The following is a 25,636-nucleotide window of genomic DNA, read 5'->3' as shown; positions in this document are numbered from 1 at the left end:
CCTTCAGACATGGCCCACTGCATTGCAGACATGATGCCTGCCGCTACGCCTACAGGGACTATCATTCCAGATGATGGAGCCAATTGTGCTAAAGGCGGGCAGCTCTCACGGCTGCCCCAATCAGCCCCACCTGAGAATTCAGCACGACGTGAACCGGGATTTGCTCCAGCAGCGGACTCATGCGCCCCTTGTCGAGAAACGCCTCCATAAAGCCGCCCGCCTTCAGCACGTCCAGGTTTTTGGCGGCGATGCCGCCTGCGATGTAGAGGCCGCCAAAGGGCAGCAGCTTCAGCGCTAGGTTGCCTGCTTCGGCTCCGTAGGCAGAGGCAAACAGGGTCATGGTTTGCTGGCAGAGGCGATCGCCCGCCTGAGCGCCAAGGGAAATTACCGCGCCCGGATCGACGGATTTTTCTGCCTTGCCCGCCTCGCGCTCCCAGGTGAGGATTTTCGCGCCGATGTCGGGCGACTCTTCGGCAAGCTGGCGATCGCGCAAAAACTGGTAAATCGACACAATCCCCTGCCCCGACACCACCCGCTCGGCCGACAGGCGATTGATATTCAGCTTATCCAGCAAATACTTCAGCAGTTGAAATTCTAATTCTGAGCGGGGCGCAAAGTCGGCATGGCCACCCTCAGATGGATAGACATAGTAGACACCTCCCTGAGGAATCAAGAAGCCCTGCCCCAGGCCGGTGCCCGCGCCAATCACAGCAATGGGGGCGTTGGGCTGGGGCTTACCGATCTGGAGCGTGTCATAGTCGTCGCTGCTTAGCCCCAGTACACCATAGCCAACGGCTTCAAAGTCATTGATCAGCCCAATATTGGGGATGCAGAGTTCCCGACTGAGGCGATCGCCCTCCAGGGTCCAGGAGAGATTGGTCAGCACGGAGGTATTGTTGACCACGGGCCCGGCGATCGCAAAGCAGGCTTTCTCAATGTCAGGCGAACAGCCCATGCAGGTTTCGGCATCTGCCAAAAACGCCCGCACCATCGGCACCAGATCCAGATATTCGGCGCTGACGTAGCGCCGCTCGTGGAGCGTTTGCAGCCTAATCGGGCCCTCGTCGCTGTGGACTTCTGCCAGCCGCAGAATCGTTTTGGTGCCGCCGATGTCGCCTGCTAAAAGTCGAGTCATGATGCGATGTCATCCACAAATAGGGGATCTAGAACGGGCTGGGGGGGGTCGTCTGCGTCGTCGTCCTCAACGTCCTCGACATCGACATTGTAGGCAGGATTGTAGTCCGGTTCCAACTCGGCTACCGTTGCTGCCCAAATTCCTTCAGAATCTTCATCGTATTCGTCGTCTTCTTCAGATACCTGAACAGGGGCGATCGCTCGATTGGCCACAGTGCCAATAATCGGCAGATGAAATTCCTCCAGCTTTTTCAGCACTTCCTTGGTTTTGGAGTAGGCCGTCTGGCGCACTGCTAGCACCAGCAAAATGCCGTCTGCCTGCGCTGCCAAAAAGTTGGCATCGACGGTGCTGCTCAGGTTGGGCGTGTCGTACAGGATCAGGTCAAACTGGGCATCAAACGCCGCCATCAGGTCTTTCATCTGGGGCGAGGCCAGCATTTTGGTTGTGCCGGGGGGCGTTTGCCCGGCAGTGAGGATGCACAGATGTTCCAGGCTGGGGCAGACTTGGATAGCATCTTCGGGATAGACCTTCTGGGCCAGCAGTTCGCTCAGTCCGCAATCATTTGGCAGGTTTAGAATGCTGTGCAGTTTGGGCGATCGCAGATTGGCATCCACCAGCAGCACGCGCTGTCCAGCCCCAGCCGCCGTTTGCGCCAGGTGCAGAGCGATGGTGGTTTTGCCGTCGCCCGCTGCCGGAGAGCAAACAACGAGCGATCGCACCAGGTTGTTGGGGTTGAGAAATCGCAGGCTGGCGTAGAAATTGTTCACTGCGTCCAGAAACGGGAAGGCATCCTCGCTCAGTTCCCCACTGCTGGGCGCAATGCTGAGCAAGCTGCCGCAGGGGTCGTCCGTGGCGCAGGCCGGCAGCACCCCCAGCAGCGGCACAGGCACGGCATCTTTCACGTCTTCTGCACCGAAAAAGATGTTTTGCCGCTTTTCAATCAGCACTGCCGTTCCCAGGCCCAGCACCAGCCCGGCCACCATGCCCATCATTAGCTTCTTGCGAGAGCTATTGGGGTCGGGAATGGCCTCGCCGTTCGCATCACGAGGCAGCATGGGTTCTGAGATCAGTTCCCACGGCACTTGTGTCTGGGCGGCCTCTACCCGCAGCGTCTCCCGTTGACCCAGCAGTTGATCCAGCGTGCGGGTGGCCACGCCAAGTTCACGCTGAATTTCGGCATAGCGACGGGCGATCGCCGGAAACTGCTGCACCTGGCGCGAAACCTCCGCCTGTCGCCGTGCCAGAAATTGATCCCGCATCTGCAACACCTGCATCTCATTGGCAGTACTGATCAATTGCTGAATCAGCCCCAACCGCAGCGAGTCTTGATAAGTCAGCGAATCTGCTTTACGAGCCAGTTGCGGCCCCAGGATGCGATTGGCCTGCTGCCCCAGCACGGCCGTCAAATTGGCCTGCCGCTGTCGCAATCGCTGAATAATCGGGCTTTCATCGGTAAAGCGACTCGACTCCAGCGCAATCTGACTGTCGATTTCATTGATGCTGCTGAGCAACTGCTGATAGCGGGGATCTTGGCTGAGGGCCGAAGCAGCGATCGCCTCATTGGGCGACAGACCCAACTGCCGTTGCAGCGTATTGTAAAGCACACGCTGTTCTTGAATCTGCTGCTGGGTTGCGACTTGCTGCTCCGTCACCGTCTGGAGCTGCGAAAAAATTTGCCCCCCCTGCGAAGCCGGATCGATAAGCTCATGGGCTTGCTGCAACTCCTGAAGCTGCTTTTCCAGCTCAGCTACCCGCCTTTGCAAACCCGGAAGCTGATCTTCAATAAACTTTACCCCCTCACTAATGCGAGACTTGCGATCCTCTAAGCTATATCGCAGATACTTATTCGCCAGCTCGTTCAGCACCAGTTGCACAAGATCGGCATCGGAGCCAGAATAGCCCACCTGTAAAATCTTTGTCTCCGTTGTGCGAGTATTGCCAATCCGCCCCAACTCTAGCCCCTGAATTAGCTGAAAGTAGGTAAATGCTGGGTACTTAGCTCGCACCTTTTCATACACCTCTTCCAACACCTTGGGACTCCGCAAAATTTGCAGTTGCGTCGGATAGTCCAGGCTAAAAATATCGCGGCTGGGCACACCGCCAGCAGAACGAGTCAGCGCCGTTGGCTCGGCAATTCGCGCCTCCGAGGTCACAGGCTCCACCAGCAGTTGAAAGTTGCCGCGATAGGTGGGCAAATCAGAAGCGGTCGATAACCAGGCGGCAATCGACAGCGCCCCGGTCATTCCACCAATGATCAAGATCTTCCGCTTCACCATGCGGATCAGTCCGCCAATCGGCAGTCCGCCCTTTTTCGGAGCACTGGCTTCCCCTGGCTCATCGAGAGCTTGCAGGTCCAAATCCTGATCCATAATTTTCTCGCTGTGATGTCTCTCGCAGTGCGGGGTCATCTATATTGCCTATTGAGACCGCCAGGGCTGAAAGGCTGATAGGAACCCCTGAATTTTTTGCTTAGAACCTTGAGAATCTGCGCTTAAATTTCAGGTTGAACGCCCTACTTTGAAAGGCGTTTCTAGAATGCACCCTGCTTTAACCAACCATGCGTTCGCCGTTATCCAACATGGCCCAAAGATGAACTCCTTGGGTTGCTTGCTCTGCTCTAGGGGTTTCGGGGCGACGGGGCCAGCAGAGTACCCAGCCCATCAAACACGCGAAAAATGGAAAACACGCCGTTGAGCGGGCTGAGCAGCGTATTCAAAAAATCCGAGGTAGACGCGAGGGACGATCGCCCGACCACGATAATGTCGTTACTGCGAAGCGGCGGATTGGTGGCATCGTTCAGGCTGGCCGCAAAATCAATATCTACCTCTCGCTTCGTCACCGTGCCGTCAGGATTGAGCCGGATCAGGCTGACTTCGCTCTGCCGCGCCCGCTGCCGATTAAACCCGCCCGCTGCCATGATGGCCTGATTCAGCGAGACATTCGGCGGCAGCGCAAGGGTGCCTGGCCGCATTACTTCACCCACGATGTTGACGTTGATGGTGGCCGGAGAAAAGCTAGCGGCGGCGATCTGAGCCGACTCTGTGGGGTCAATGGAATCGGCCTGGGGAATCACCACCGTATCGCCATCTTGCAGCGCAATGTCCTGAGAAATGTCGCCAGCCTGCAAGAATCGCCACAGATCGACCGTGATGCTATGCTCTCCGCTGGGCGTGGGGCGGCGCACCTCGATCGCCCGCACGTTTGCCAGTTGGGTAATACCCCCTGCCGCCTGGATAGCAGTGCTAACGGTTTGCTTTTGGGAGGTTGCGCCTGTCGCTGGGTTGACCGTATAAATTCCAGGGCGATTCACCTGACCGATGATGCCGATCCGCATCGGGCGAGGAGCCAGCAGCGTCACGGTAATCAGCGGATTGTCGATATAGCGGGCGTAGCGCTGAGCCAGCGTGTTGGCGGCCTGCTCCAGCGTCATGTTTTGAACCGACACATTGCCAATCCAGGGCAGGTTCAGAGAGCCATCCGACAGGATCGTGTATTGCCCATTCTGCCCGCTGAATTCTGGCACGTCGAAAATATCAATGCGAATGGCATCGCCTGCACCCAGGATGTAGGTATCGCGGCTTTGGGCGGCAGGAAGGGGCTGCTGGAGGGTAAAGGGCGAGTCAGTCTGCGGGGCGGCGGGCAACAGCGGCATGAGGGGCTGCAACCCCGGTTGGGGCGAGGGTTGTACCTGCGCTGGGACGTTTGTCATCGGCGCAGCAGGAGAGGTCGGGGTTGCTGTCCATCCTGTCGAAGACGTGCCTGTCGAAGACGTTTGCGCGGCGACGGGGAGGGCGATGGCGCTAATGACGGGCAGGGCAATAGTGCTAATGAAAACCGTTAATGCCGTATTAACACGGATATTGTTGCGGTGGGCGATTGGACGGACACGCTGCGGCACAGGAGGGCAGAGAGCGTCGGGAAGATGAGGCGCAACAGTCTGGATTGGGGGTGTCATAGACGCTGATTTTTAAGTGAGACGCATCTTTGCGATCGGTGCAGTTTGAATTGGGCTTAGGTGAATGAGCGGGTTTTCAATTTCGGTGCTGCTTGGTGCTGCTTGGTGCTGTTCGGTGCTGGATAAAGGCAGAGCGGGCGATTCCCGTAGGGATCGCTTCGCGAATCGCACGCTGCGTTGATTCATAAACTCTGGCTTTAGAATGCCCAACTGCTGGCTCTCAGTAACGCCCGCAAGTCTAGTCAAAATTGCGGAGATTGCCAGAATTTGCTTCGGCTTTGATGCATCTTGGCGTGCTTAAAAGTCGGGCCGATATTGCCCCTCAATCCGGTTTCAGTCCAGCCGTTGGAATTTTCTGTGACGCATACTTGGCGTGGCAAATGTTACCACCCCATCCCGCATGGGCACACTGGATTGGGGCGCAGCCTCAGCCCGCCCCTTAGCACATCCCCCCCCCTGCAAAAGCAGCCATGACGATTGCGTATTTGGTGAACCAATATCCCCAAGGTCAGCCACAGCTTTATCCGGCGAGAAATTCTGGCGCTGGAGGCGGGCGGCACGCCTGTTGCTCGCTTTTCGGTGCGCTCCTGCGGTGGCGAGCTGGTAGACCCTGGCGACCAGGCAGAACTGCACAAAACTCAGGTGATTCTGTCGCGGGGTATCTCTGGCTTAGCAAAGGGATTGATTCAAACCGCGTTGGCTCATCCCCGGACAGTTTCTAAAAAGCACTTGCCTTTACGCTGAAAATCAGTCGTCGGGGTCAGCGCGGACTGGCTCATCATCTGGCTTACCTTGCGGAAGCCTGCATTTTGCGGCGCGAGTTGCATCTCCAGGGAATTACGCATGTCCATGCTCATTTTGGTACGAACTCCACGACCGTAGCCATGTTGTGCCACGCGCTGGGCGGGCCGACCTACAGCTTTACGGTGCATGGCCCCGAAGAATTTGACCGACCAGAGGCGCTGCTGCTGCCCGAAAAAATCCGGCGGGCGGCAGGGGTCGTGGCGATCAGTGCCTTTGGCAGAAGTCAACTGATGCGCTGGTGCGAGGCTGCCGATTGGCGCAAGATTCAGGTGGTTCACTGCGGCGTGGATGAAGAATTTTTGACCCAGGCGGCGACCCCGGTTCCCGAAACGCAGCAATTGGTCTGCGTGGGGCGACTGAGTGAGCAAAAGGGGCACTTGCTGCTGCTGGAGGCGATCGCCCCCCTAGCGGCGGAGGGTATTCCCTTCAAGCTGGTGCTAGTGGGCGACGGCGAACTGCGTCCCCAGGTAGAGGCGGCCATCGCTCAGTACGGTCTACAGTCTCAGGTTGAAATTACGGGCTGGGCCAGCAGCGCTGAGGTGCGGCAGCATATCGTAAATTCTCGCGCCCTGGTGTTGCCCAGCTTTGCCGAGGGCCTGCCCGTCGTGCTGATGGAGGCGCTGGCGCTGGCGCGTCCGGTGGTGAGTACCTATGTGGCAGGCATTCCCGAACTGGTGGAGTCAGGGCGATCGGGCTGGCTGGTGCCGCCGGGCGCGGTCGAAGACCTGACGGCGGCGCTGCGAGAGGTGCTGCTAGCCGACTCGGAAACGCTAAGTGCGATGGGAGAACGGGGGCGATCGCGCGTGTTTCAGCAGCACAACGCTGCCACCGAAGCCCGCAAGCTAGCGACCCTGTTTCAGCAGATTGAAACCGAAGCGCGATTGTCCGAGGCGATCGCCCAACCCGACCTGTCTCAACCGATTCCCGAAGGCTAGGAGTTGCCTACGGTTGCTGCTGGCTGTCTGCCCCAACCTCATCTGCTGCCTTCGCTCAACAGCATCTAGCCTGCTTGGAACGCGACCGAACGTCTCTCTGCCCCTTCCCACGGAATTCGCATGGACTCTTCTGCCTCTCTCAACCGACTGGCCCTCAGCGGCGTGATCTGGACTATTGCAGGCTACGGAGCCAGCCAGATCATGCGCTTCGGCGGCAACCTGATTCTGACGCGGCTGCTGCTGCCAGAATATTTCGGACTGATGGCACTGGTAAATATTCCCATCATCGGGCTGCAACTGTTTTCCGATGTGGGCATCATTCCCAGCATTGTGCAAAACAAGCGCGGCGACGAGCCAGCCTTTTACAACACGGCCTGGACGCTGCAAATCGTGCGGGGCTTTGGACTGTGGCTGTTTTGTCTGGCGATCGCCTATCCCACCGCCCAGTTTTACAACGAGCCACGCCTGCTCTGGCTGATTCCCATCGTCGGGCTGACCACCATTCTCAATGGGTTTGAGTCTACCGCTGTTGCGACCCTGCGCCGCCACGTTGACCTGGCCAAGACCATCAAGTTCGATGCCATCATGCAGGCGGCCTCGCTGATTTTTATGATCATCTGGGCCAGCTTTAGCCCAACGATTTGGGCGCTGGTGGGCGGCAACCTGGTAGCAGCAGCCCTGCGAACAGCCCGCAGCTTTTGGCTGATTCCGGGCTATCGCAACCAGTTGTGCTGGGAAAAAGAATCGCTGCGAGATTTATTCAGCTTTGGCCGCTGGATCTTTATCTCTACCGCGCTGACGTTTTTGGCGACCCAGGCCGACCGCTTGATTCTCGGCAAATACATCTCCATCACGATGCTGGGGATTTACACCATCGCCTTCACGCTGTCGGACATTCCCCGGCAGGTGATTGGCGCATTGGGAACCAAGGTGATTTTTCCGGTGGTGTCGCGCACGGCAGATCTGCCCCGGCCTGAATTGCGGGCCAAGATTTTGAAAAAGCGCTGGCTATTGCTGATGGGGTCGGCGCTGCTGCTGTCGGGCGTGGTCGGCTTTGGCGATTTATTCATCCTGATGCTGTACGACAACCGCTATCGGGATGCCGCGTGGATGGTGCCTGTGATGTCTTTTGGGCTATGGCACACGCTGCTGTATAGCACGATGAACCCCTGTCTGCTGAGTGTGGGTAAGTCGGTCTACGGCGCTTGGGGAAACCTGCTGCGGTTTGGGGCGATCGCCCTTGGCATTCCGCTGGGGTTCGATATGGCGGGGCTGTGGGGTGGCGTGCTGGCCATCACCTTTAGCGACTTGCCGATGTATGGCGTGGTGCTATACGGGCTGGAAAAAGAGCGGCTGGGCTGCTGGCGACAGGATGTGCAGGCGACGGCCGTGTTTTTGGGACTGCTGGCGGCGGTGTTGGGGCTGCGGCTGGCGCTGGGCTGGGGGCTGCCCGCCTTTGGCGGATCGGTGTAACCCCTGAGGAGCGATCGCCATGAGTCCCGACAGTTGCCCTCGTGATGTACGGCTGGATTCCCATCGTGCTGTACCTGTTCACGCGCTATTCCCCCCCGCGGGCCGTCATCATCAGTTTTGTGGTCGCGTGGCTGTTCCTGCCGCAGGCGGCCATCGTGCTGCCCAGCATTCCTGACTACACCAAAATGTCGGCGACGTGCTATGGCATTTTGCTGGCTGTGTTCGTGTTCGACTCAGGACGATTTAGCACCTTCAAACCTGGCTGGATTGACGGGCTGATGGTGTTGTATTGCATCAGTCCGTTTATCTCCTCAATGGCAAATGGGCTGGGCGCTTATGACGGCGTTTCCAGCAGCCTGGAGCAGGTCGTGAGTTGGGGATTGCCTTATCTGTTTGGGCGATTGTACTTGAGTAATCTGGCGGGCATGAAGCACTTGGCGATCGCCATCTTTGCCGGAGGACTCGTCTACATTCCCTTCACGATCTACGAATCGCGCTTCAGCCCCCAGCTTCACCGGATGGTCTACGGCTATCACGCCCGCGCCGACTTTTCGCAAACCATGCGGATGGGCGGCTATCGTCCCACGGTGTTTATGGCTCACGGGCTGGCGGTGGGGGCCTGGATGATGGCGGCAGCGCTGGTGGGCATCTGGCTCTGGAAAAGCGGCGTGCTGAAAAAGTTCTGGGACAAGCCGATGAAAACGCTGGTTCCTGTGCTGGTGATCAGTTTTCTCAACTGCCGCTCGACGGGGGCTTACCTGCTGCTGGTATTTGGTCTGCTTATCTTATTTTTGGGCAGCAAGCTGAAAACCTACATTCCACTTATCCTCCTGGTGATATTCATCAGCACGTACCTTTATATGGGCGCAACGGGCTACATTACGCCCGATCGCCGCGACAGCATCGAAGAATTTGTCACCAAAACGCTGAATGCGGAACGCGCTCAATCGCTGATCTTTCGACTAGAAAACGAGGAACTGCTGAGCGAAAAAGCCCGCCAGCGTCCCGTTTTTGGCTGGGGTGGGTGGGGTCGCGCCCGCGTCTACGACGACTACGGCAAGGATATTTCTGTCACCGATAGCCTGTGGATCATCGCCTTTGGCAATCAGGGTGCGTTTGGGCTGATCACGCTGTTTAGCACGATGATTGTGCCGTCGTTTCTGCTGTGCGCGATTCGCTACCCGCCTAAGGTGTGGGCCCATCCGCTGGCTGCGCCTGCCGTCTGCGTTGCGGTGGTCACGGTTCTCTTTGCGCTGGATTGTGTGCTAAACGCCATGCCCAATCCTATTTTCACGCTCTCCAGCGGCGGTATTGCGGGGCTGGTGCTAAAGCCGGAGTCGCTGCGAAAACGAGTCCCGAAGCGAAAACCTGCGCCGCGATCGCTCCCGCGTCGAAGGCCGAGCCTGCCGCTAGCTTCGCCCTAAGTTCGGGAACGCTAAGTGAAAAGTGCGATCGCCCTCTGCACGACTTAACGCCTCCAGAGTGTCTTCCATACGCCCACATCGAGATTGCTGCAACTGCTTCTTCCGCTGATCTGAGGTCGTTTTCATGCAAAAGGTGATGCCATCGTCTCTGCGCGTTTTGTACGCGGCTGGCCCTGGAAATGTAATTGGAACATACCAGCACTGGAGACAGCAAAAAGATGATCCGTCGCAAGTTTCAGTGACCTACTCCGGACAGTTTTTTGAAGTCTGTCGTGAACTCAATGCGGATGCTTATGTGATTTCCTCTCACCAAGATTCGCAAAAGATTCAGGATGGAACCTTTACGCTGGAACATCGACCGATTCCTTTTCGCAATGCCAGCGGGCTGCTCTATCACGTAGGACAAATCTGGTACGGGCTGAGGCTGGCGATGACGGCCATGCGGTTTCGCGCCGATGTAGCAGTGGTGGCCGATGGCACGACCCACTGGTTCATGCTGTCGCTGCTGCCCCGGCTGGGGGTGCAGGTGATTCCGTCGCTGCACTGCGTGCTATGGCGCAAGTTTCTGCCCATGCGCCGGGTCGAGAAAATGGCTCTAAACTGGGGTAGGCGGCTGTTTAGCCGAGATTGTCGCGCGATTTTGGCGATTTCTGACGATATTGCGGAGCAAGTTGCGCTGCTCACCCACCAGCAGCACCCCACGATTTCAATTTTTACGCCAGTCTATCGGCGGGAGCAGTTTGCTCTGCTGGCTCCTCCGGATAACGGGCGATCGCCCTTCCGCGTGCTGTTTGCAGGGCGCATCGAACCCGAAAAAGGCGTGTTTGACCTGCTGGAAATCGCCAAACAAGCCCGTGCGCTCAGCCAAAACATCGTGTTTGACCTGTGCGGCGATGGGTCTGCCCTGGAGGCGCTCCAGCAGGCGGCCGCAGCGGCAGGACTGGCGGATTCTTTCATCTGCCACGGCCACTGCGACCAGGCGGCGATGCGACAGCGCTACGAAGCGGCCCACGCGGTTATCGTGCCGACTCGCACCGATTTTGTGGAAGGGTTCAACAAAGTGGTGGTGGAGGGCGTGCTGGCGGGTCGTCCGGTGGTCACGTCTGCCGCCTGCCCGGCGCTTTCTGCTGTTCGCGAGGCGGTCGTTGAGGTTCCTCCAGACGATACAGCCGCCTATGCCGGAGCGCTGGTCACGCTGATGGGCGATCGCGCTCTATACCAGCAAAAGCAGCAAGCCTGCCTCAAACTGCAAGACCGATTCTATGACCCCAAGCGCGGCTGGGCCGCCCGCCTAAAAACGCTGCTGCTGACCTGCAAATCGCAAAACTACGGCGCAAGCGCGTTGCAACCCGAATACCGCGAAACCTGAACTCAGGTTTGGAAGCACAACCTGAATCGAACAAACCCTGAACTGGAGCGAATTACGGAGCGAACTTATGTCATCTATATCCAATTCTTCGCCCGACACAACCTTTGTTTGCTGCGTCGAGTCGGGCTGGCTAGAAACCCAGACCGTCCGCATGGTCGATAGTCTGCGGCGCTGGGGCGGAGCCTTTGCTGACGCGCCCGTGGTCGCCGTCACGCCGCGCTTTGGCCCGCCACTCTCTGCCAAAACCCTGCGGGCGTTTGACCGTCTGGGCGTGGAATATCTGCGCTTTCGGGCCCAAAACCCCTACGCCTGGAAAAGCTTTCTCAACAAGCACTACGCGATGGCGGCGGTCGAAGAACGCTGCACGACGGAGTTTCTGGGCTGGCTGGATAGCGATCTGCTGATCTTGGGCGAACCCAGCCAACTCCGCCTATCTGCCGACGAAGACTTTGCCGCCTGTGCCCCCGACAAGAACATTGGCACGTCGGGCCCTGACGATCCGTTTGAACCTTACTGGCGAGAAGCCTGCAAAGTGGCGGGGCTGGAGCTATCCGATCTGCCGTGGATCGTCACCGAGCGCGAAGGCATCAAAATCCGCCTGTATTGGAACAGCGGCGTGTTTGTCTATCGCTGCGCCACGGGCTTTTCCAAAGTCCACCTCGACACCACGCTAAAGCTGCTGGATGCCCATATTGCTTCTGCCAAAGCGGGCGTGTATTTCACGCAGCACACGCTGGGCATGGCGATGGTGAAAACGGGTCTGCGCTGGCGGGCTTTGCCCCATTCTCACAACTACGGCATGGGCACGAAAACCCACGCCCAGTGGTATGACCCCGAAAAGCTGCGGCAAGCCAAAATTTTGCACTATCACGACGCGATGTGGATGCCGTTTTGGGACACGTTTCTGCAATGCCTGAAAGACACGCATCCTGATGTAGCGACCTGGCTGGCGGCCCAGGGTCCCCTGGTCAACAGCGCTCCGCCCCAGTGGAAAATACTGAGCAAGGGGCTAAATCAGCTACGCCAGCAAAAGGCCGCCGCGTATCAAAAGCTCTGTGTCGTGATCTAGTCGTGATCTCACGGATGAGTGGATTGATACCGTGATTTTAGCCGCCGTGTGATTTAATCTCAGTGGATCGAAAAGGACGGGTTCCGGTGCATTGATCGACCCATCGCTAGCCCAAAGCAACCCAGTTGTGCGCGTTTTTGATCAACCTCTATGACTCAATCTTTACCGCTGACCCCGGCAACCCGCCTGCTGGTGGTGATTGTGAACTATCGAACGCCCGACCTGACGATTGACACGCTGCGATCGCTCGTCCCCGAAATTCAGGCCATGCCCGATACCCGCGTGGTGGTGACCGATAACCTATCGCCGGATGATTCGGTGGAACGAATTAGTGGGGCGATCGCCGCTGAGGGCTGGGAATCCTGGTGTACCTTTATGCCCTTACCGAAAAACGGCGGCTTTGCCTATGGCAACAATGCGGCGATTCGGCCAGCGCTACAATCCGCACACCCGCCAGACTACGTGTTGCTGCTGAATCCGGACACGATTGTCCGTCCGCGAGCGCTGCAAGTGCTGGTTCAGTTTATGGACGAGCATCCCACCGTCGGCATTGCGGGCAGTCGGCTAGAAGATCCCGACGGCACGCCCCAGCGCTCAGCCTTCCGGTTTCACACGCTATTCAGCGAAATTGACGACGGGCTGCGGCTAGGCATCGTCAGCAAGCTGCTAAACCGCTGGACGGTTGCACCGCCTGTGTCTGATGACACCTTTCAGACCGACTGGGTGGCCGGAGCTAGCATGATCATCCGCCGGGACGTGTTCGATGCCGTCGGGCTGATGGACGAAGAATACTTCATGTATTACGAAGAGATGGACTTTTGCCTGCAAGCCCATCGCGCTGGTTGGCCCTGCTGGTATGTGCCAGAGAGCCGCGTCGTGCATCTGGTGGGGCAAAGCTCCGGTGTCACTAACCAAAAGCAAGCGCCCAAGCGTCGCCCACAATATTGGTTTGACTCGCGCCGCCGCTATTTTGTCAAAAACCACGGCTGGCTCTATGCCGCGGCGACCGATGCTGTGTGGGCTAGCACCTTTGCCCTATGGCGGTTGCGGCGCGTCCTCCAGCAAAAGCCCGATGCCGACCCGCCCAATTTCCTGTCCGATTTCATCGCCAACAGCGTGTTTCTAAAGGGAGCCGAAATTAAGCCTGCCCGCTGCTCGTGATCTGGCGCTAGCAAAAAGTCTGGCATTAGCAAAAAGTCTGGCGAGGTTTTGGAGTCAGATCCAGGGCTTTAATCCCCCCAACCCCTCGTGGCTTAAGTGGCTTAAACCGATATCTCACCACATCCCCAGTCCCAAACTTCAAACCCCGACCTATGGTTGCTCATACTGACCCCTCCATGATGTCTGCCGCTTCAGAGGATGCGCCGTTGTCGCTGTGGCAGCAGATCAAAGAAGACTGGATCGCCCACGGCCGCGATTGGACGAAGCCTGGGTTTCGTGCCGTGGCGGTGCATCGCTTTGGCGTGTGGCGCATGGGCATTGAGCCGAAGCTGCTGAGGGCCCCCTTCAGCATTCTCTACCGGGCCATGTTTCGCCATGTTCGCAATGTTTACGGGATCGAACTGCCTTACACGGTGCAGCTTGGGCGGCGCGTGATTATTGAACACCAAGGGGCGATCGTGATTCATGGACAAACGGTGATCGGCGACGACAGCGTGATTCGTCAGGGCGTGACGATGGGCAACCGCTATCTCGATCGCCCGACCGAAGCACCCCGCCTCGGCAAGCGGGTGAATGTAGGCGCGGGGGCGAAGATTCTGGGTGCAGTGACGCTGGGCGACGATGCAAATGTGGGTGCAAACGCTGTCGTGTTGAAGGATGTGCCCGCAGGCAAAACGGCAGTGGGCATTCCTGCCAGGATTATTGACTAGATGACCAGGTTACCGAGATCACCAGATCACCTAGCTGAGCCAACGGACTGGCTAGAGCAACGGCGATCGCCCTGGGTCTGATAGGCTGGAGGGAATTGTTTGGGGCTTCGGGGCGGCTGATCTGTGCCATCGTCTAATCTGAACAATCTGGAAGAAAAGTCTTCGCTGCTGCCGCTCCAGCGAGTCTTGGGTAGCTTGCAGCACTATCCCTGGCTGACGCTGGGCGGGTTGCTGAGTGCGCTGTTGCTGATTGCAGCCTACGCGGCGACCCCACAACTCTTTCGCTGGGCGATTGACCAAGGGGTGGCGCAGCGAAATCTGCGCGTAGTGCTGTACGGAGCGGGCGGGCTGGTGGCGGCGGCGATCGCCCGGGGTGTGTTCAACTTTGGGCAAAGTTTTTGTGCCGAGGCGCTGTCGCAGGGCGTAGCCTATGACCTGCGGAACCGCATTTTTCGGAAAATTCAGAATCTCAGCTTTAGCTATCATGACCAGGCGCAGACTTCGCAACTGCTGACGCGAGTCACCAGCGACATCGAGCAGGTGCGGACGTTTCTCAGCACCAGCCTGATTCAGGTGATCAGCGGCGTGGTGACGCTGGTGGCGATCGCCATCATCCTGTTTGTTATGAACTGGGAACTGGCGCTGATCACGCTGACGGTCGTGCCTGCAAGTAGCTGGCTGATGGCGCGGTTTTTGCGGCAAAACAGCAGCCTATTTCGCCAAGTGCAGGAACAGTTGAGCAATCTAAACGCCGTGCTGCAAGAGAACCTGATCGGCGTGCGCGTGGTCAAGGCGTTTGTGCGGGAGGACGTGGAAACGGCGCGTTATTCCAGCCTGAATCAAGACTTGGTGACGGCGAACCTGAAAACGGTGCGCTCGATTCGCAATACATTTCCGTTTATCTTTTTGCTGAGCAATCTGGTAACGGTGGCGGTGATTGGCTATGGCGGCGCGGCGGTGATTGGCGGCCGCTTTTCGGTAGGCGAACTGGTGGCGTTTAACTCGTACCTGCTGCTGATCTTGCAGCCGATTTTGCTGATTGGCTTTGCGGCCCCAGCGATCGCCCAGGCAGCGGCTTCGGCAGAGCGCGTCTACGAAGTGGTGGATGCGGAAGTCGAGATTCGCGATCGCCCCAGAGCGGTTCCATTTCTCACCTGTGGCGGCCGCATCACGTTTGAGAATGTGTCTTTTCGTTATCCTGGCTCCACCACGCCCGCCCTCCGCCATGTGTCTTTCGAGACCCGGCCCAACGAGCTAATCGCCATCCTCGGCATGACCGGATCGGGCAAAAGCACGGTGGTCAACCTGATTCCTCGGTTTTACGACGTGACGGATGGAGCCGTGCGGATTGACGGGCGCGATGTGCGCGATTTCACATTGCAAAGCCTGCGATCGCGCATTGGCATCGTGTTTCAGGAAACGACGCTGTTTTCCGGCACGATTTTGTCCAACATCACCTACGCCAAGCCCCACGCCACCCTAGAAGAGGCGATCGCCGTGGCGAAAACGGCGCAAATTCACGACTTTATCGCCAGTTTGCCGGAAGGATATCACACCCTCGTTGGGGAGCGGGGCGTGGGGCTTTCGGGTGGGCAAAAGCAGCGATTGGCGATCGCCCGCACACTGCTCACCGACTACAACATTCTGATCCTGGACGACAGCACTTCGGCAGTGGATGCCAAAACCAGCGCCGAGATTCAAGCCGCCCTCGACGACCTGATGCGCCGCCGCACCTGCACCTCCTTCGTGGTGGCCCAGCGCATCAGCACCGTCCGCACTGCCGATCGCATTCTGGTAATGGACAAGGGGCGACTGGTGGCCCAGGGCACCCACGAGGAACTGCTGAAAACCAGTCCGCTCTACGGCGTGATTTTGGAATCCCAGATGAAGAAATCCGTCGCAGCCTCCGCCTAAACTGCCAATCTCAACTATCTCGTCCAATGCTTCTGCCCTCTCCCCCTGTCCTGACACCCAGATCAATACCCAGATCGATTCTTACAAGTCTTACAAGCGCTTCTCACAAGCGCCAATGCCTGGAGACTTCATCAACGCCTAGTCTGGCAATCCAAAATCCCCAATCCAAAATCCCCAATCCAAAATCTACAACCTGTCTCCAAACGGGCATCAGCGGGTAAATTGGGAGGGCAGATAGTCGTTTGGAGCCGCGACGGACAATCGCGAAGCCGAATTGCAAGACTGGCAAGACTGGGAGGACAGGGAGCGATGGAACCACTCAACGCCGCACAGCGCAGGGCATGTTTTCAACAGGCGGGCGATCGCGCTGGGGTTCACGCGCCGTTGCTGGCAGCCCTCCACGCGGTGCATCAGGCTCCAACCCTTAGCGATGGTGAAGTCGGCCTCGGCATCTCGCCTGCCAACCAGGTGGCGCTGACAGAGGTGGAAACGCTACCTGGACAGGTGCAGGTCGCCGCCAGCACGATTCGCAGCATCACCGATCGCCTGATTGCTCAGGGCTGGCAAAGTGCAGACCTGTGGGACGTGGATCGGGGGCGCTATGGCGATCGCTTTGTGACCGCCCTGGCAGAGGGCTATCTGCCGCCGCCCAACGACACCCACGCCGCCCAGATCGAACCCTGCGACGGCGGGGCGCTGCTGCGAGCCTATGTCCAAAGGGTGGAAGCAGACCATCTGGCGGCAGGTTTGCCGTCTAACCTGGCGTTTGTGGATGGGGCGCTGCTGAATTTCCTGGAACAAGTGCCTGCAACCTATCGCGGGCTGAGCCATGAGCGGGACGGACTGCTGGAGGCAGTGCGACTCTGGCGGAAGTTGGACAGCCAATCGGCCGCCATTCACTCGCTCCTGCCCCGTGGGTCAACCTCTGAGCCAGACGCGCTGCCTGCTACTGACCGCTTGGACATCGCCTTGCAAGACCTGAGCCGCCGCCTGCCGCTCAACTACGCGGGCTATCCCCATCAGCGGGAAGCGCTGCTGCGGCTGGTGCAGCACTGGCGACAGTTGCCCAGCCGAGAAGCGGCGATCGCCTCTCTGGAGAAAAAAGAGCCAGTTTCCCCTGATCTGGAAATCCTCGATCCGGCGCTGATGGCGTTTGTCCAGCGGCTTCCGGCGCATTACCTGGGCAAAGGGGAACAGCGCAATGCCCTGACGGAAACCTTTCGCCTATGGCAAGGTCTGGATTCGCGCACGACAGCCGTGCGGACGCTGGGCGTAGATCCAGAATCCTTGATGAGCGCCAGCCCCGCCGCGCTGCTGGATGCTGCTCGCCAGCTTGATCAGCAGCTTCTGCGGTTTGTCCAGCGGATTCCCGCTGCCTATCGCCAAACCGACGCTCAGCGGGCGGCCCTGCTGCATCTGGTGCAGACCTGGCGGGGGCTGGAGACCGGCGAAGCAACCGTGCGATCGCTCGTGGAGGATCTGCGCCGCCTGCAATCGGCGCGTCCTGGTTCACCAGATGCCATGCCCGCCCCCACGCCTGACCTGCTGCCCGTGCTGCAAACCGAGTGGACGCTGGACACGATCCAACTGCATGGGGCGATCGCCCCTGGTGGACGGCTGACCTGGGCAGAGGCGACCCAAGGCGGGCTATATCTGCCGAAGAATCTGGCGGCAATGCAGGCGATTGTGCGCTTGGCCACAGCGGTAGAACAGGTGGCGACGCGATTAGGGCGATCGCTCCACATCGTCGCGTGGCATTGTTCTCCAGAGGCGGCCAGGGCGCTGCCGAGTCCAGAGCCAGACCGACACACGCTGGGCAGTGCGCTACTCTTCTACTGTGACGGACTGACAGCACAGCAGGTTTACTGGACGCTCGATCCGGCGTGGTCGGGCGGATTGGGGCGCTTCACTCAATATCCCGCGCTGGTTTACCTGGACGGCGGCAGTGCGATCGCCAGCACCGAGCCAGATCACCGGGTTCGCTGGGTTTACTAAAACCAAGCGTTTCAAAATTAGGCGTTTCTGACCGCTCAGCGTCAGGCAGTTTCAGTCAACAGTACCAGTCAATAAGACGCTCAGGAGGCTTTGGTGGACTTGGTGCTGCGCGTTGTAGATGCCGCTTTTTGGGCGGTGGACTTGGCAGTCGTGGATTTTGCTGTTGCTTGCTTGGCGGGCGCTGGCTCGGTTGGCGCTGCCTCAGCCTCAGCCTCAGCCGTCGATTTAGCAGATTTGGTCGTCTTCTTCGCAGCGGCCGCCTTAGTTGTGCTGGATTTAGCCGTGCTGGATTTAGTTGTGCTGGATTTAGCTGTACTGGATTTAGCTGTACTGGATTTAGCCGTACCAGCCTTTGCGCGGGTTGTTTTGGTGGTTTTGGTCGCCGTCTTGGTGCCCGAAGTCTTCGTACCTGCGTCGCCAGTTTTGCTGGAACGGCGCGAGGTTTTCTTGGTGGCGGCTTTTTCGGCCAACGCCTTCAGAGCCGTTTCCATCGTAATGGACTCGGCCGCCTCGCCTTCGGGCAAAGAGGCGTTGAGCTTTCCATGCTTGATGTAAACGCCGTAAGGGCCGTTATAGAGGTTCACGGGTTCGCCGTCTTCCGGGTGGGGGCCCAACTCTCGGATCGGAGCCGCGGCCCGTCCGCGTCCACGCCCTGCCTTCGGCTCTGCCAGCAGTTCCAGCGCCCGCTCTAGCGTAATCGTCAGAACATCGTCGTCGCCCTTGATTGAGCGATAGTCTTTGCCATTTTTGCCCTGATCGTGGACGATATAGGGGCCAAAGCGACCCAGGTTTGCCTGGATCTTGCAGCCCGTCTCCGGATGCATTCCCAGCAGACGCGGCAGCGCCAGCAGGTTCACTGCCTGCTCTAACGTGACATTTTGGGGTTGTACCCCCTTGGGCAATGAGGCTCGCTTGGGCTTGGGATTCTCATCCGTCGCGTCGCCCAACTGCACGTAGGGGCCGTAGGCTCCGATCAGCACATAGATGGGTTCGCCGGTTTCAGGATGGAAACCAAGCTTATCTGGCCCTTCCGTCTTTTGGCGCAGCAGCACTTCGACCCGCTCCGCATCCAGATCAGACGGTGTGAAATCTTGAGGAATGGTGGCTTTGACCAGCCCCTCCTCGGTTTCGGTTTCAATGTAGGCTCCGTAGCGCCCGATGCGGACTTTTGCATCCAGCCCCTCTAGCTCTACGCTGCGGGCCTCGGCTGGGTCGATCTGGCTCTCGCGCTGCTTTACCTGACCGTCTAGCCCGGTTTCACCCAGATAGAACTGCTGGAGGTAGGGTAGCCAGTCGGCTTCGCCCATCGAGATGTCGTCCAGCGTGCGCTCCATGCGGGCGGTGAAGCTGGTGTCTACCAGGTCGGGAAAGTGCTTTTCGAGCAGGCTGGTGACGGCGAAGGCCGTGAAAGTGGGCACGAGACTGTTGTTCACCATTTGGGCGTAGCCCCGGTCGATAATCGTGCCGATGATGCTGGCGTAGGTGCTGGGACGACCAATGCCTTCGCTTTCCAGCGTTTTCACCAGCGATGCTTCGGTATAGCGGGCGGGCGGCTGGGTTTCGTGGGCGATCGCCTCTAGCTCTTGACAATTCAGATGGTCGCCCTCCCGCAGCACCGGCAGAATCACTTCCTGGTTTTCAATTGCAGCATCAGGATCGTCCGACCCTTCCACATAGGCGCGGAAAAAACCAGGAAAGTCGATACGTTTGCCCGTGGCGCGAAATCCCGCGTCTTCTGCCTGAATCTGCACGGTGATATTGGTCTGGCGCACTTCCGCCATCTGGGTGGCCACCGTGCGCTTCCAGATCAGGTCATAAAGCTGAAACTCGCGCCCGCTCAGGCCCGTTTCTTGGGGCGTGCGGAAGGTGCTACCGGCGGGACGGATGGCTTCGTGGGCTTCCTGTGCGCCCTTGCTCTTAGTAGCATAGCGGCGCGGTTCGGGGCTGAGGTATTCGCTGCCATACATTTGCTGGACGCAGCTTCGGGCAGCGGCGATCGCCTGCTGCGACAGATTCACCGAGTCGGTTCGCATGTAGGTGATGTAGCCCTGTTCATAGAGGCTCTGGGCGACGCGCATCGTGTCGCGGGCTGACAGGCGCAGCTTGCGGTTTGCTTCCTGTTGCAGCGTCGAGGTGGTGAAGGGGCGGCGAGGGGCTTGCGCGTCGAAGACCGCTCCTCTAGCCCCGTGACCGTCCAGGTTGCCGACTGGAGGCGATCGTGCAGCGCCTGGGCCTCTGCTTCGCCCAGCAGCAGCACATCGCGTCCGGCGATGATTTGTCCGGTCGATTCGTCAAAATCTGCCCCGTAGCGATGCGGCGGCCACACCCAGGGTCACCAGTTTCGACTCAAAGCTGCTGCCGTCTTTCTCCAGCGTCGCCTTCAGATCCCAGTAAGACCCCTTGCGAAAAGCGCGGCGCTGCCGTTCGCGGTTGACCAAGAGCCGTACCGCAACCGACTGCACCCGCCCTGCCGATAGACCCCAGGCAATTTTTTTCCAGAGCAGCGGCGACAGCGTGTAGCCCACCAGCCGATCCAGAATGCGCCGAGTTTCCTGGGCATGAACCAGTTGCTCATCCACATCGCGGCAGTTTTGCAGGGCTTCGCGGATGGCTTCCTCGGTGATTTCGTGGAACACCATGCGCTTCGTAGGCACCTTGGGCTGGAGCAGTTGCAGCAAATGCCAGCTAATGCTCTCCCCTTCGCGGTCTTCGTCCGTTGCCAGAATTAGCTCATCGGCCTCTTTCAGCGCCTCCTTCAGTGCCTTGACGACTTTCTTCTTATCCTGCGGAACGATGTAGAGCGGCTCAAAGTCAGCCTCCACATTGACCCCGAGTTTTGCCCACTCTTCGCCCTTGACCGAAGCGGGAATGTCGCTCGCCGACTGGGGCAAATCTCGCACATGTCCCATCGATGCCTCGACCCCGATAGCCCGGCGGCAGGTAGTTGCGGATGGTTTTTCGCTTTGGTGGGGGATTCGACAATGACGAGAGTTGACATGGATCTCAGTCGTGCTAAGAAAAAGGACGCAGATGGAGAACGTATCGGTAACGCTTCGATCTGGTGGGGGCCGGGCGAGGACGAGACAGATAGGCAGTGTTGTAAAACAGTCAGTTCGACTGATGCCTGTTCTCTACTTATAGACCATAGCCTTGAAAAGTAGGGAATCTCAAATCGTAAGGATTTTACAAGAAGGAAATCTTTTGGGGGCTATTAGGAGAAACAACGGGGATTATCGGCCGAGCCGCACGTAGCGCACAGATTTGCGCGGTATGATCCATTAGAAATGGAGCGAGTCTGACCTGAATGCAGGCGATTAGAAAGCAGTTTGCCCACAGAAAGCCGATCGGAAACCACGTTTGAACGCTTTGTCGAACGTTTTGTTTGAACGCTTTGGTCTAACTGCCCATGATTCTGATAAGGTCATTTTGTTCTGTCACATCTTCAACTTTGCGCCGTTTACGCTAGACCCCCTATGGACTTTTCCACGCTTGCCGGCCAGCTCAATGCCGGAACCATTCTGCCGGAAGGGATTGTGATTGCCACGCTGATGGTGGTGCTGATCGGAGACTTGATTGTGGGGCGCTCGTCGGCTCGATGGACTCCCTACGTGGCGATCGCCGGACTGTTGGCGGCGGTTGTGGCGCTGGTGCCGCAGTGGGATATCGCCGAACCCATTTCATTTTTGGGAAGTTTTAGTGGGGATACCCTGAGCGTTGTGTTTCGCGGCATCATTGCCCTGTCGGCGGCGCTGACGATCCTGATGTCGGTGCGCTACGTGGAGCAATCGGGCACATCGCTGGCCGAGTTCATCGTCATTTTGCTCACGGCGACGCTGGGCGGCATGTTCCTCTCCGGGGCCGACGAGCTGGTGATGGTGTTTGTGTCGCTGGAAACACTCAGTATCTCGTCCTACTTGCTGACGGGCTACATGAAGCGCGACCCCCGCTCGAACGAGGCGGCGCTCAAGTATTTGCTAATTGGCGCAGCCAGTTCCGCCATTTTCCTCTACGGCTCGTCGCTGCTGTACGGGCTGTCGGGGGGTGAAACGCGACTGGGGGCGATCGCCACAAACATTGCGATCGCCGGACTGGAAGACTCCATCGGCATCGTGATTGCCCTGGTGTTTGTGATTGCGGGCATTGCCTTCAAGATTGCCGCTGTGCCCTTTCACCAGTGGACCCCGGACGTGTACGAGGGTTCGCCAACGCCCGTGGTGGCGTTTCTGTCGGTGGGTTCCAAGGCGGCGGGGTTTGCCCTGGCAGTTCGCCTGCTGGTGACGGCGTTTCCTGCGGTGTCTGAGCAGTGGCAGTTTGTGCTGACGGCGCTGGCGATTCTCAGCATGGTGCTGGGCAACGTGGTGGCGCTGGCGCAAACCAGCATGAAGCGGCTTCTGGCCTATTCCTCGATTGGTCAGGCGGGTTTTGTGATGATCGGGCTGATTGTGGGTACCGAGGCTGGCTATTCCAGCATGGTGTTTTATCTGCTGGTGTACCTGTTCATGAACTTGGGTGCGTTTGCCTGCATCATTCTGTTTGCGCTGCGGACGGGCACAGACGAAATTGCCGAATATAGCGGTCTATACCAAAAAGACCCGCTGCTGACGCTGGCCCTGAGTATTTGCCTGCTATCTTTGGGAGGCATCCCGCCGCTGGCAGGCTTCTTTGGCAAGATTTATCTGTTCTGGGCGGGCTGGCAGGCTGGGGCCTATGCGCTGGTGCTGGTGGGTCTGGTAACGAGTGTTATCTCCATCTACTACTACATTCGCGTGGTGAAGATGATGGTGGTAAAGGAGCCAGATGAGATGTCTGAGTCGGTGAAGAACTATCCGCCGATCCGCTGGACGCTGCCGGGAATGCGACCGCTCCAGGTAGGCATCATCACGGCGCTAATCTTCACCTCGCTGGCGGGCATTCTGTCCAATCCGCTGTTCACGCTGGCGAATGACTCGGTTGACAATACCCCCATGCTGCAACCGGCGCTGCGAGTGGAGCGGGCCCTGATGGCGATCGCCCGTCAAAATCCCGTGGAGTAGGGCTGCGGCCGCACTCCAATGGAAGGGGAAGCGCGAAGAAGGAATAAGGAAGAACGAAGAGCGAAAAACGAGGAATGAAAAGTGGGTGACCCATCGCCAAGCGATCAGCCACCCGCTTTTTAATCGCGATTTTGCGATCGCAGTTTTGCGATCGCGGTACGAAAACTACAAAACACAAAAATCACACGACGGTCAGGTCGCCCTGCACATCCAGCCGCTTAAAGTTGCCCAGCGTCAGGTAGCGTTCGGTCAAGGTTTCGGCGATCGCTGGGGTGACCCAGCCTAGCTGCTTGAGCAGGTGAACCGCGACGGCATACTTGGCCCGCTTGGCTCCGTCCATCACCTTGATCGCCAGCCCCATGCCTTCGCCCACGCGGCCAATGCACTGAATCCCCTCTGCACCAGACTTGCTCACCAGCGCACCTTCTGAGAGGCGCATCACTTCTGTATCAAACTCGCCCTCGCCTGCCACCAGCATGGGGTGATGGGTCATCGCTCGCACAATGCGTTCCAGATCCAGGCTGCTGCCCGATGCAAGCTGGGCAAACAGCGTGGCCATCTGCCCCAGTTGCATAAAGTAGGTCGGTGCGCCGCAATCGTCGTGAGCGGAGATAAATTCTGCCGCAGGCATCCGCAGCAGTTCTGATACCTTGGACAGGATGAGCGTCTGCACCGGGTGGTTGCGCTGCAAATAATCGGAGGTGGGATAGCCAAGCTGGCGGCAGACCGCTAGCATTCCTGCGTGCTTGCCAGAACAGTTATATTCTAAGGGGCTACGCTTGCCTTCGGGAATCGGGCATTGCAGCATCGACGGGTCCACGTCGCAGCGCCAGAGAATGTTGAACACCTGGCGCACCTGTTCGATGGTGCCCCGGTGGGAACTGCACATGATTGCCAAATCGCGATCGCTCAACCCAAAGCGCTCCAGTGTGCCCGTGCTGGTGACGGCCATCGCCTGAAACGGCTTGAGCGACGAGCGCACAAAGGACGCTGTTTCCGCACTGCCCGCAACTGATAGCACGCGACCACGGTTGTCTGCGACTGCTGCCTGCACCAAGTGTCGCGACTCGATAATGCCCTCTCGCAGTAGCCGAACTTCTAGCTCTGCGGTCTGTACTCGTTTTCCCCTAGTCATTCCTGGCCTTAGCTATTTCCGGTAGATAAAGTCCAGCGTCTTCCGCCTCTAGGACTGTGACACACTGCGTCCACTAGCGCAATAGAAACGCCATGATGTGTCATAAGACGGTTTGACGGCAGGTGTTTGGGAGCAAGGCGATGCGAGTCAACCGTGTACGCTGCGAGTCAACCGTGTACGCGAGGAAGTCAGGTCAACGAGCTACGCTGAGAGAGAATGACCCAGATAATGCCACTGAGAACCAACAGTAGCCCAAAGATGGCAAACGTGCGCCAGAGCCGCTTCATGATGGGCTGGATCTGGTAGCTCACGATTAGGCGATCGCGCTGCAACACCTCTTCGGGCTTCGTCCAGGTCTGGCCGTCATACCAGCCCGATTCTTCATAGAACACGGTTTCTTTGGAGAGGCGATCGCGCACATACCACCAGCCCAGCGTCAGCCGCACCAGCGCCAGCAGCGGAATCACGCAAGCCCCTACCGCCGCGCTCAGGGCAAACAGCGCTGGATATTTCGCGGGCGGAAAGCTGACCGCCGCCACAGGCCCAGACACCGCCCAACTCAAGCCCCAGAGAATCAGAATCGGCTTGATGTAGGACCAGAGGTCGAGCGTCGCCCAGCGAAAAAACCAGGACTCTTGCAAGTCTTGAAACTCATTGATGGGTTGTTGCTCGGAGGGAACCGGGCAGACGGGCAGAGAGGATTTCATGGGCAACGAGTGGGCTGCATCCTAGCGCGAGGTGGGAAACAGTGAACGAAATGTGCTGACTTCTCGCGTCATCCGCACTGAGTCTGGTTTCAAATCGGATTCTGAAAACAATCCTGAATGCAGTCTACTGTAATCCACGAATCTGGTGTAGCTAGGGGCAGACAGACGGCGGAAGGCGGAGCCGAAAGTCGCGCTGCACAAGGCTTTTGTGATTTCCAGGCTCCTCGCTACCTTGTTTAACCCCAGCCGTACCGGATAAAGGACACTCGACCCAGTGAGAGTCTAGTTAAAAGATCCCGGTTAAATGCCCCTTCTCAAGTCCGTCAAACGTGGCCCTAGCCTTTTGCAGAGGTGCTTGCGCCTTGAAGTGCCGCAAAAGACAGCCGCTCGGCGTGTCCCCAAAATGCTTCCAGGTTGTAGAACTCGCGGTCTTTTTCGAGGAAGATGTGGGCAATGACATCGCCGTAGTCGATGAGGACCCAGTTGCCCTCGGCTTGCCCCTCGATTCGCACGGGCACCCGCTGAAGTTTTTCCTTCACCGTTTGCTCAATGCTGTTGGCGATCGCCCTCACCTGCACGTGCGAAAAGCCCGTCACCAGCACAAAATAATCTGCCAGGTAGGACACATCCGCCACTTTCAGGAGCACAATGTCATCCCCTTTGCGGTCGTCGGCGGCTTGGGCGATCGCCAGCGCCAGGTCATCGCTGCTGGAGTCGGTTTCGACGGCGAGGCGAGGGGCGGATGCATCAGCAGCCAACCGGGTAGAAAGCAGGGCCTCTAGCGGAGATTCATGGGTCATCAAATGTTCAGTACCTC

At 58.4% G+C, this 25,636-nt stretch carries 20 protein-coding genes; 10 read left to right on the top strand and 10 right to left on the bottom strand.

What is annotated here, in order from left to right; translation table 11 throughout:
- Window positions 1-88: 88 nt before the first annotated feature.
- From O77CONTIG1_RS02510 to O77CONTIG1_RS27675, 4 genes are all read right to left on the bottom strand, one after another.
- Window positions 89-1,135, bottom strand: coding sequence for a glucokinase (locus O77CONTIG1_RS02510; protein WP_068507792.1), 1,047 nt, complete (start codon window positions 1,133-1,135; stop codon window positions 89-91).
- Window positions 1,132-3,504: a GumC family protein gene (locus O77CONTIG1_RS02505; RefSeq protein WP_068507790.1), complete on the bottom strand. Its 2,373-nt coding sequence runs from the start codon at window positions 3,502-3,504 to the stop codon at window positions 1,132-1,134. The genes O77CONTIG1_RS02510 and O77CONTIG1_RS02505 overlap by 4 nt, the downstream gene beginning before the upstream one ends.
- A 248-nt stretch (window positions 3,505-3,752) precedes the next feature.
- Entirely contained in the window at window positions 3,753-5,033 is a 1,281-nt protein-coding gene (locus tag O77CONTIG1_RS02500; RefSeq protein WP_225894669.1) for a polysaccharide biosynthesis/export family protein, read from the bottom strand.
- Window positions 5,034-5,791: 758 nt separating this feature from the next.
- Window positions 5,792-5,935, bottom strand: a complete 144-nt coding sequence (locus tag O77CONTIG1_RS27675; protein ID WP_286132732.1) for a hypothetical protein — start codon at window positions 5,933-5,935, stop codon at window positions 5,792-5,794.
- On the opposite strand from O77CONTIG1_RS27675, the gene O77CONTIG1_RS02490 reads away from it, so the two are divergent.
- From O77CONTIG1_RS02490 to O77CONTIG1_RS02450, 9 genes are all read left to right on the top strand, one after another.
- Window positions 5,900-6,829 carry a glycosyltransferase gene (locus O77CONTIG1_RS02490; RefSeq protein ID WP_317134193.1) on the top strand — a complete coding sequence of 310 codons (930 nt, stop codon included), beginning with the start codon at window positions 5,900-5,902 and terminating at the stop codon, window positions 6,827-6,829. The two genes, O77CONTIG1_RS27675 and O77CONTIG1_RS02490, sit on opposite strands and share 36 nt — an antisense overlap.
- Window positions 6,830-6,949: 120 nt before the next feature.
- The gene (locus O77CONTIG1_RS02485; protein WP_068507785.1) at window positions 6,950-8,302 is read left to right on the top strand and encodes an oligosaccharide flippase family protein; all 1,353 of its coding nucleotides are present in this window, start codon (window positions 6,950-6,952) and stop codon (window positions 8,300-8,302) included.
- A gap of 44 nt (window positions 8,303-8,346) precedes the next feature.
- Window positions 8,347-9,726 (top strand): hypothetical protein, encoded by a 1,380-nt coding sequence (locus tag O77CONTIG1_RS02480; RefSeq protein ID WP_068507783.1) that lies wholly within the window; start codon window positions 8,347-8,349, stop codon window positions 9,724-9,726.
- Between the two features lie 238 nt (window positions 9,727-9,964).
- Window positions 9,965-11,095 (top strand): glycosyltransferase family 4 protein, encoded by a 1,131-nt coding sequence (locus O77CONTIG1_RS02475; protein WP_225894668.1) that lies wholly within the window; start codon window positions 9,965-9,967, stop codon window positions 11,093-11,095.
- Window positions 11,096-11,162: 67 nt separating this feature from the next.
- Window positions 11,163-12,164: a hypothetical protein gene (locus O77CONTIG1_RS02470; RefSeq protein WP_197673300.1), complete on the top strand. Its 1,002-nt coding sequence runs from the start codon at window positions 11,163-11,165 to the stop codon at window positions 12,162-12,164.
- Between the two features lie 150 nt (window positions 12,165-12,314).
- Window positions 12,315-13,325, top strand: coding sequence for a glycosyltransferase family 2 protein (locus O77CONTIG1_RS02465; protein WP_068507780.1), 1,011 nt, complete (start codon window positions 12,315-12,317; stop codon window positions 13,323-13,325).
- A gap of 152 nt (window positions 13,326-13,477) precedes the next feature.
- Window positions 13,478-14,035, top strand: coding sequence for a serine O-acetyltransferase (locus O77CONTIG1_RS02460; protein WP_068507778.1), 558 nt, complete (start codon window positions 13,478-13,480; stop codon window positions 14,033-14,035).
- 123 nt (window positions 14,036-14,158) lie between these two features.
- Window positions 14,159-15,949 (top strand): ABC transporter ATP-binding protein, encoded by a 1,791-nt coding sequence (locus tag O77CONTIG1_RS02455; RefSeq protein WP_225894667.1) that lies wholly within the window; start codon window positions 14,159-14,161, stop codon window positions 15,947-15,949.
- 309 nt (window positions 15,950-16,258) lie between these two features.
- The gene (locus tag O77CONTIG1_RS02450; protein ID WP_068507776.1) at window positions 16,259-17,944 is read left to right on the top strand and encodes a hypothetical protein; all 1,686 of its coding nucleotides are present in this window, start codon (window positions 16,259-16,261) and stop codon (window positions 17,942-17,944) included.
- Between the two features lie 80 nt (window positions 17,945-18,024).
- On the opposite strand, the gene O77CONTIG1_RS02445 is transcribed toward O77CONTIG1_RS02450, so the two are convergent.
- From O77CONTIG1_RS02445 to O77CONTIG1_RS27665, 3 genes are read right to left on the bottom strand one after another with little or no spacing between them, the layout of a single operon-like run.
- Window positions 18,025-20,040 (bottom strand): DNA topoisomerase, encoded by a 2,016-nt coding sequence (locus O77CONTIG1_RS02445; RefSeq protein ID WP_317134257.1) that lies wholly within the window; start codon window positions 20,038-20,040, stop codon window positions 18,025-18,027.
- Window positions 19,959-20,270 carry a hypothetical protein gene (locus tag O77CONTIG1_RS27670; RefSeq protein ID WP_317134192.1) on the bottom strand — a complete coding sequence of 104 codons (312 nt, stop codon included), beginning with the start codon at window positions 20,268-20,270 and terminating at the stop codon, window positions 19,959-19,961. Before O77CONTIG1_RS27670 ends, O77CONTIG1_RS02445 begins: the two co-directional genes overlap by 82 nt.
- Entirely contained in the window at window positions 20,236-20,853 is a 618-nt protein-coding gene (locus O77CONTIG1_RS27665) for a DNA topoisomerase (RefSeq protein ID WP_317134191.1), read from the bottom strand. The genes O77CONTIG1_RS27670 and O77CONTIG1_RS27665 overlap by 35 nt, the downstream gene beginning before the upstream one ends.
- Before the next feature lie 564 nt (window positions 20,854-21,417).
- On the opposite strand from O77CONTIG1_RS27665, the gene O77CONTIG1_RS02440 reads away from it, so the two are divergent.
- Complete coding sequence (locus O77CONTIG1_RS02440; protein ID WP_068507774.1) at window positions 21,418-22,977, top strand: NAD(P)H-quinone oxidoreductase subunit N; 1,560 nt, start codon at window positions 21,418-21,420, stop codon at window positions 22,975-22,977.
- A gap of 181 nt (window positions 22,978-23,158) precedes the next feature.
- On the opposite strand, the gene O77CONTIG1_RS02435 is transcribed toward O77CONTIG1_RS02440, so the two are convergent.
- From O77CONTIG1_RS02435 to rsfS, 3 genes are all read right to left on the bottom strand, one after another.
- On the bottom strand, window positions 23,159-24,112 hold the full coding sequence (locus O77CONTIG1_RS02435; RefSeq protein WP_068507773.1) for an asparaginase: 954 nt from the start codon (window positions 24,110-24,112) through the stop codon (window positions 23,159-23,161).
- Between the two features lie 188 nt (window positions 24,113-24,300).
- Window positions 24,301-24,819, bottom strand: a complete 519-nt coding sequence (locus O77CONTIG1_RS02430; protein WP_068507771.1) for a CGLD27 family protein — start codon at window positions 24,817-24,819, stop codon at window positions 24,301-24,303.
- Window positions 24,820-25,154: 335 nt separating this feature from the next.
- Entirely contained in the window at window positions 25,155-25,619 is a 465-nt protein-coding gene (gene rsfS / locus O77CONTIG1_RS02425; protein WP_084782059.1) for a ribosome silencing factor, read from the bottom strand.
- Window positions 25,620-25,636: the final 17 nt, after the last annotated feature.

Origin of the sequence: Leptolyngbya sp. O-77 (assembly GCF_001548395.1) — a bacterium.
In the GTDB taxonomy this organism is placed as follows: Bacteria; Cyanobacteriota; Cyanobacteriia; order Elainellales; family Elainellaceae; genus Thermoleptolyngbya.
The sequence above is the reverse complement of the archived record's forward strand: the minus strand, read 5'-3'. Positions and strand labels throughout refer to the sequence as shown.

Coding starts and splice junctions, on each gene's coding strand:
- O77CONTIG1_RS02470 (WP_197673300.1), top strand. CDS start 11,163: ATGTCATCTATATCCAATTCTTCGCCCGACACAACCTTTGTTTGCTGC.
- O77CONTIG1_RS02430 (WP_068507771.1), bottom strand. CDS start 24,819: ATGAAATCCTCTCTGCCCGTCTGCCCGGTTCCCTCCGAGCAACAACCC.
- O77CONTIG1_RS02505 (WP_068507790.1), bottom strand. CDS start 3,504: ATGGATCAGGATTTGGACCTGCAAGCTCTCGATGAGCCAGGGGAAGCC.
- O77CONTIG1_RS02450 (WP_068507776.1), top strand. CDS start 16,259: ATGGAACCACTCAACGCCGCACAGCGCAGGGCATGTTTTCAACAGGCG.
- O77CONTIG1_RS02465 (WP_068507780.1), top strand. CDS start 12,315: ATGACTCAATCTTTACCGCTGACCCCGGCAACCCGCCTGCTGGTGGTG.
- O77CONTIG1_RS27665 (WP_317134191.1), bottom strand. CDS start 20,853: ATGGGACATGTGCGAGATTTGCCCCAGTCGGCGAGCGACATTCCCGCT.
- O77CONTIG1_RS02480 (WP_068507783.1), top strand. CDS start 8,347: ATGTACGGCTGGATTCCCATCGTGCTGTACCTGTTCACGCGCTATTCC.
- rsfS (WP_084782059.1), bottom strand. CDS start 25,619: ATGACCCATGAATCTCCGCTAGAGGCCCTGCTTTCTACCCGGTTGGCT.
- O77CONTIG1_RS02460 (WP_068507778.1), top strand. CDS start 13,478: ATGGTTGCTCATACTGACCCCTCCATGATGTCTGCCGCTTCAGAGGAT.
- O77CONTIG1_RS02485 (WP_068507785.1), top strand. CDS start 6,950: ATGGACTCTTCTGCCTCTCTCAACCGACTGGCCCTCAGCGGCGTGATC.
- O77CONTIG1_RS27675 (WP_286132732.1), bottom strand. CDS start 5,935: ATGCGTAATTCCCTGGAGATGCAACTCGCGCCGCAAAATGCAGGCTTC.
- O77CONTIG1_RS02510 (WP_068507792.1), bottom strand. CDS start 1,135: ATGACTCGACTTTTAGCAGGCGACATCGGCGGCACCAAAACGATTCTG.
- O77CONTIG1_RS02435 (WP_068507773.1), bottom strand. CDS start 24,112: ATGACTAGGGGAAAACGAGTACAGACCGCAGAGCTAGAAGTTCGGCTA.
- O77CONTIG1_RS02440 (WP_068507774.1), top strand. CDS start 21,418: ATGGACTTTTCCACGCTTGCCGGCCAGCTCAATGCCGGAACCATTCTG.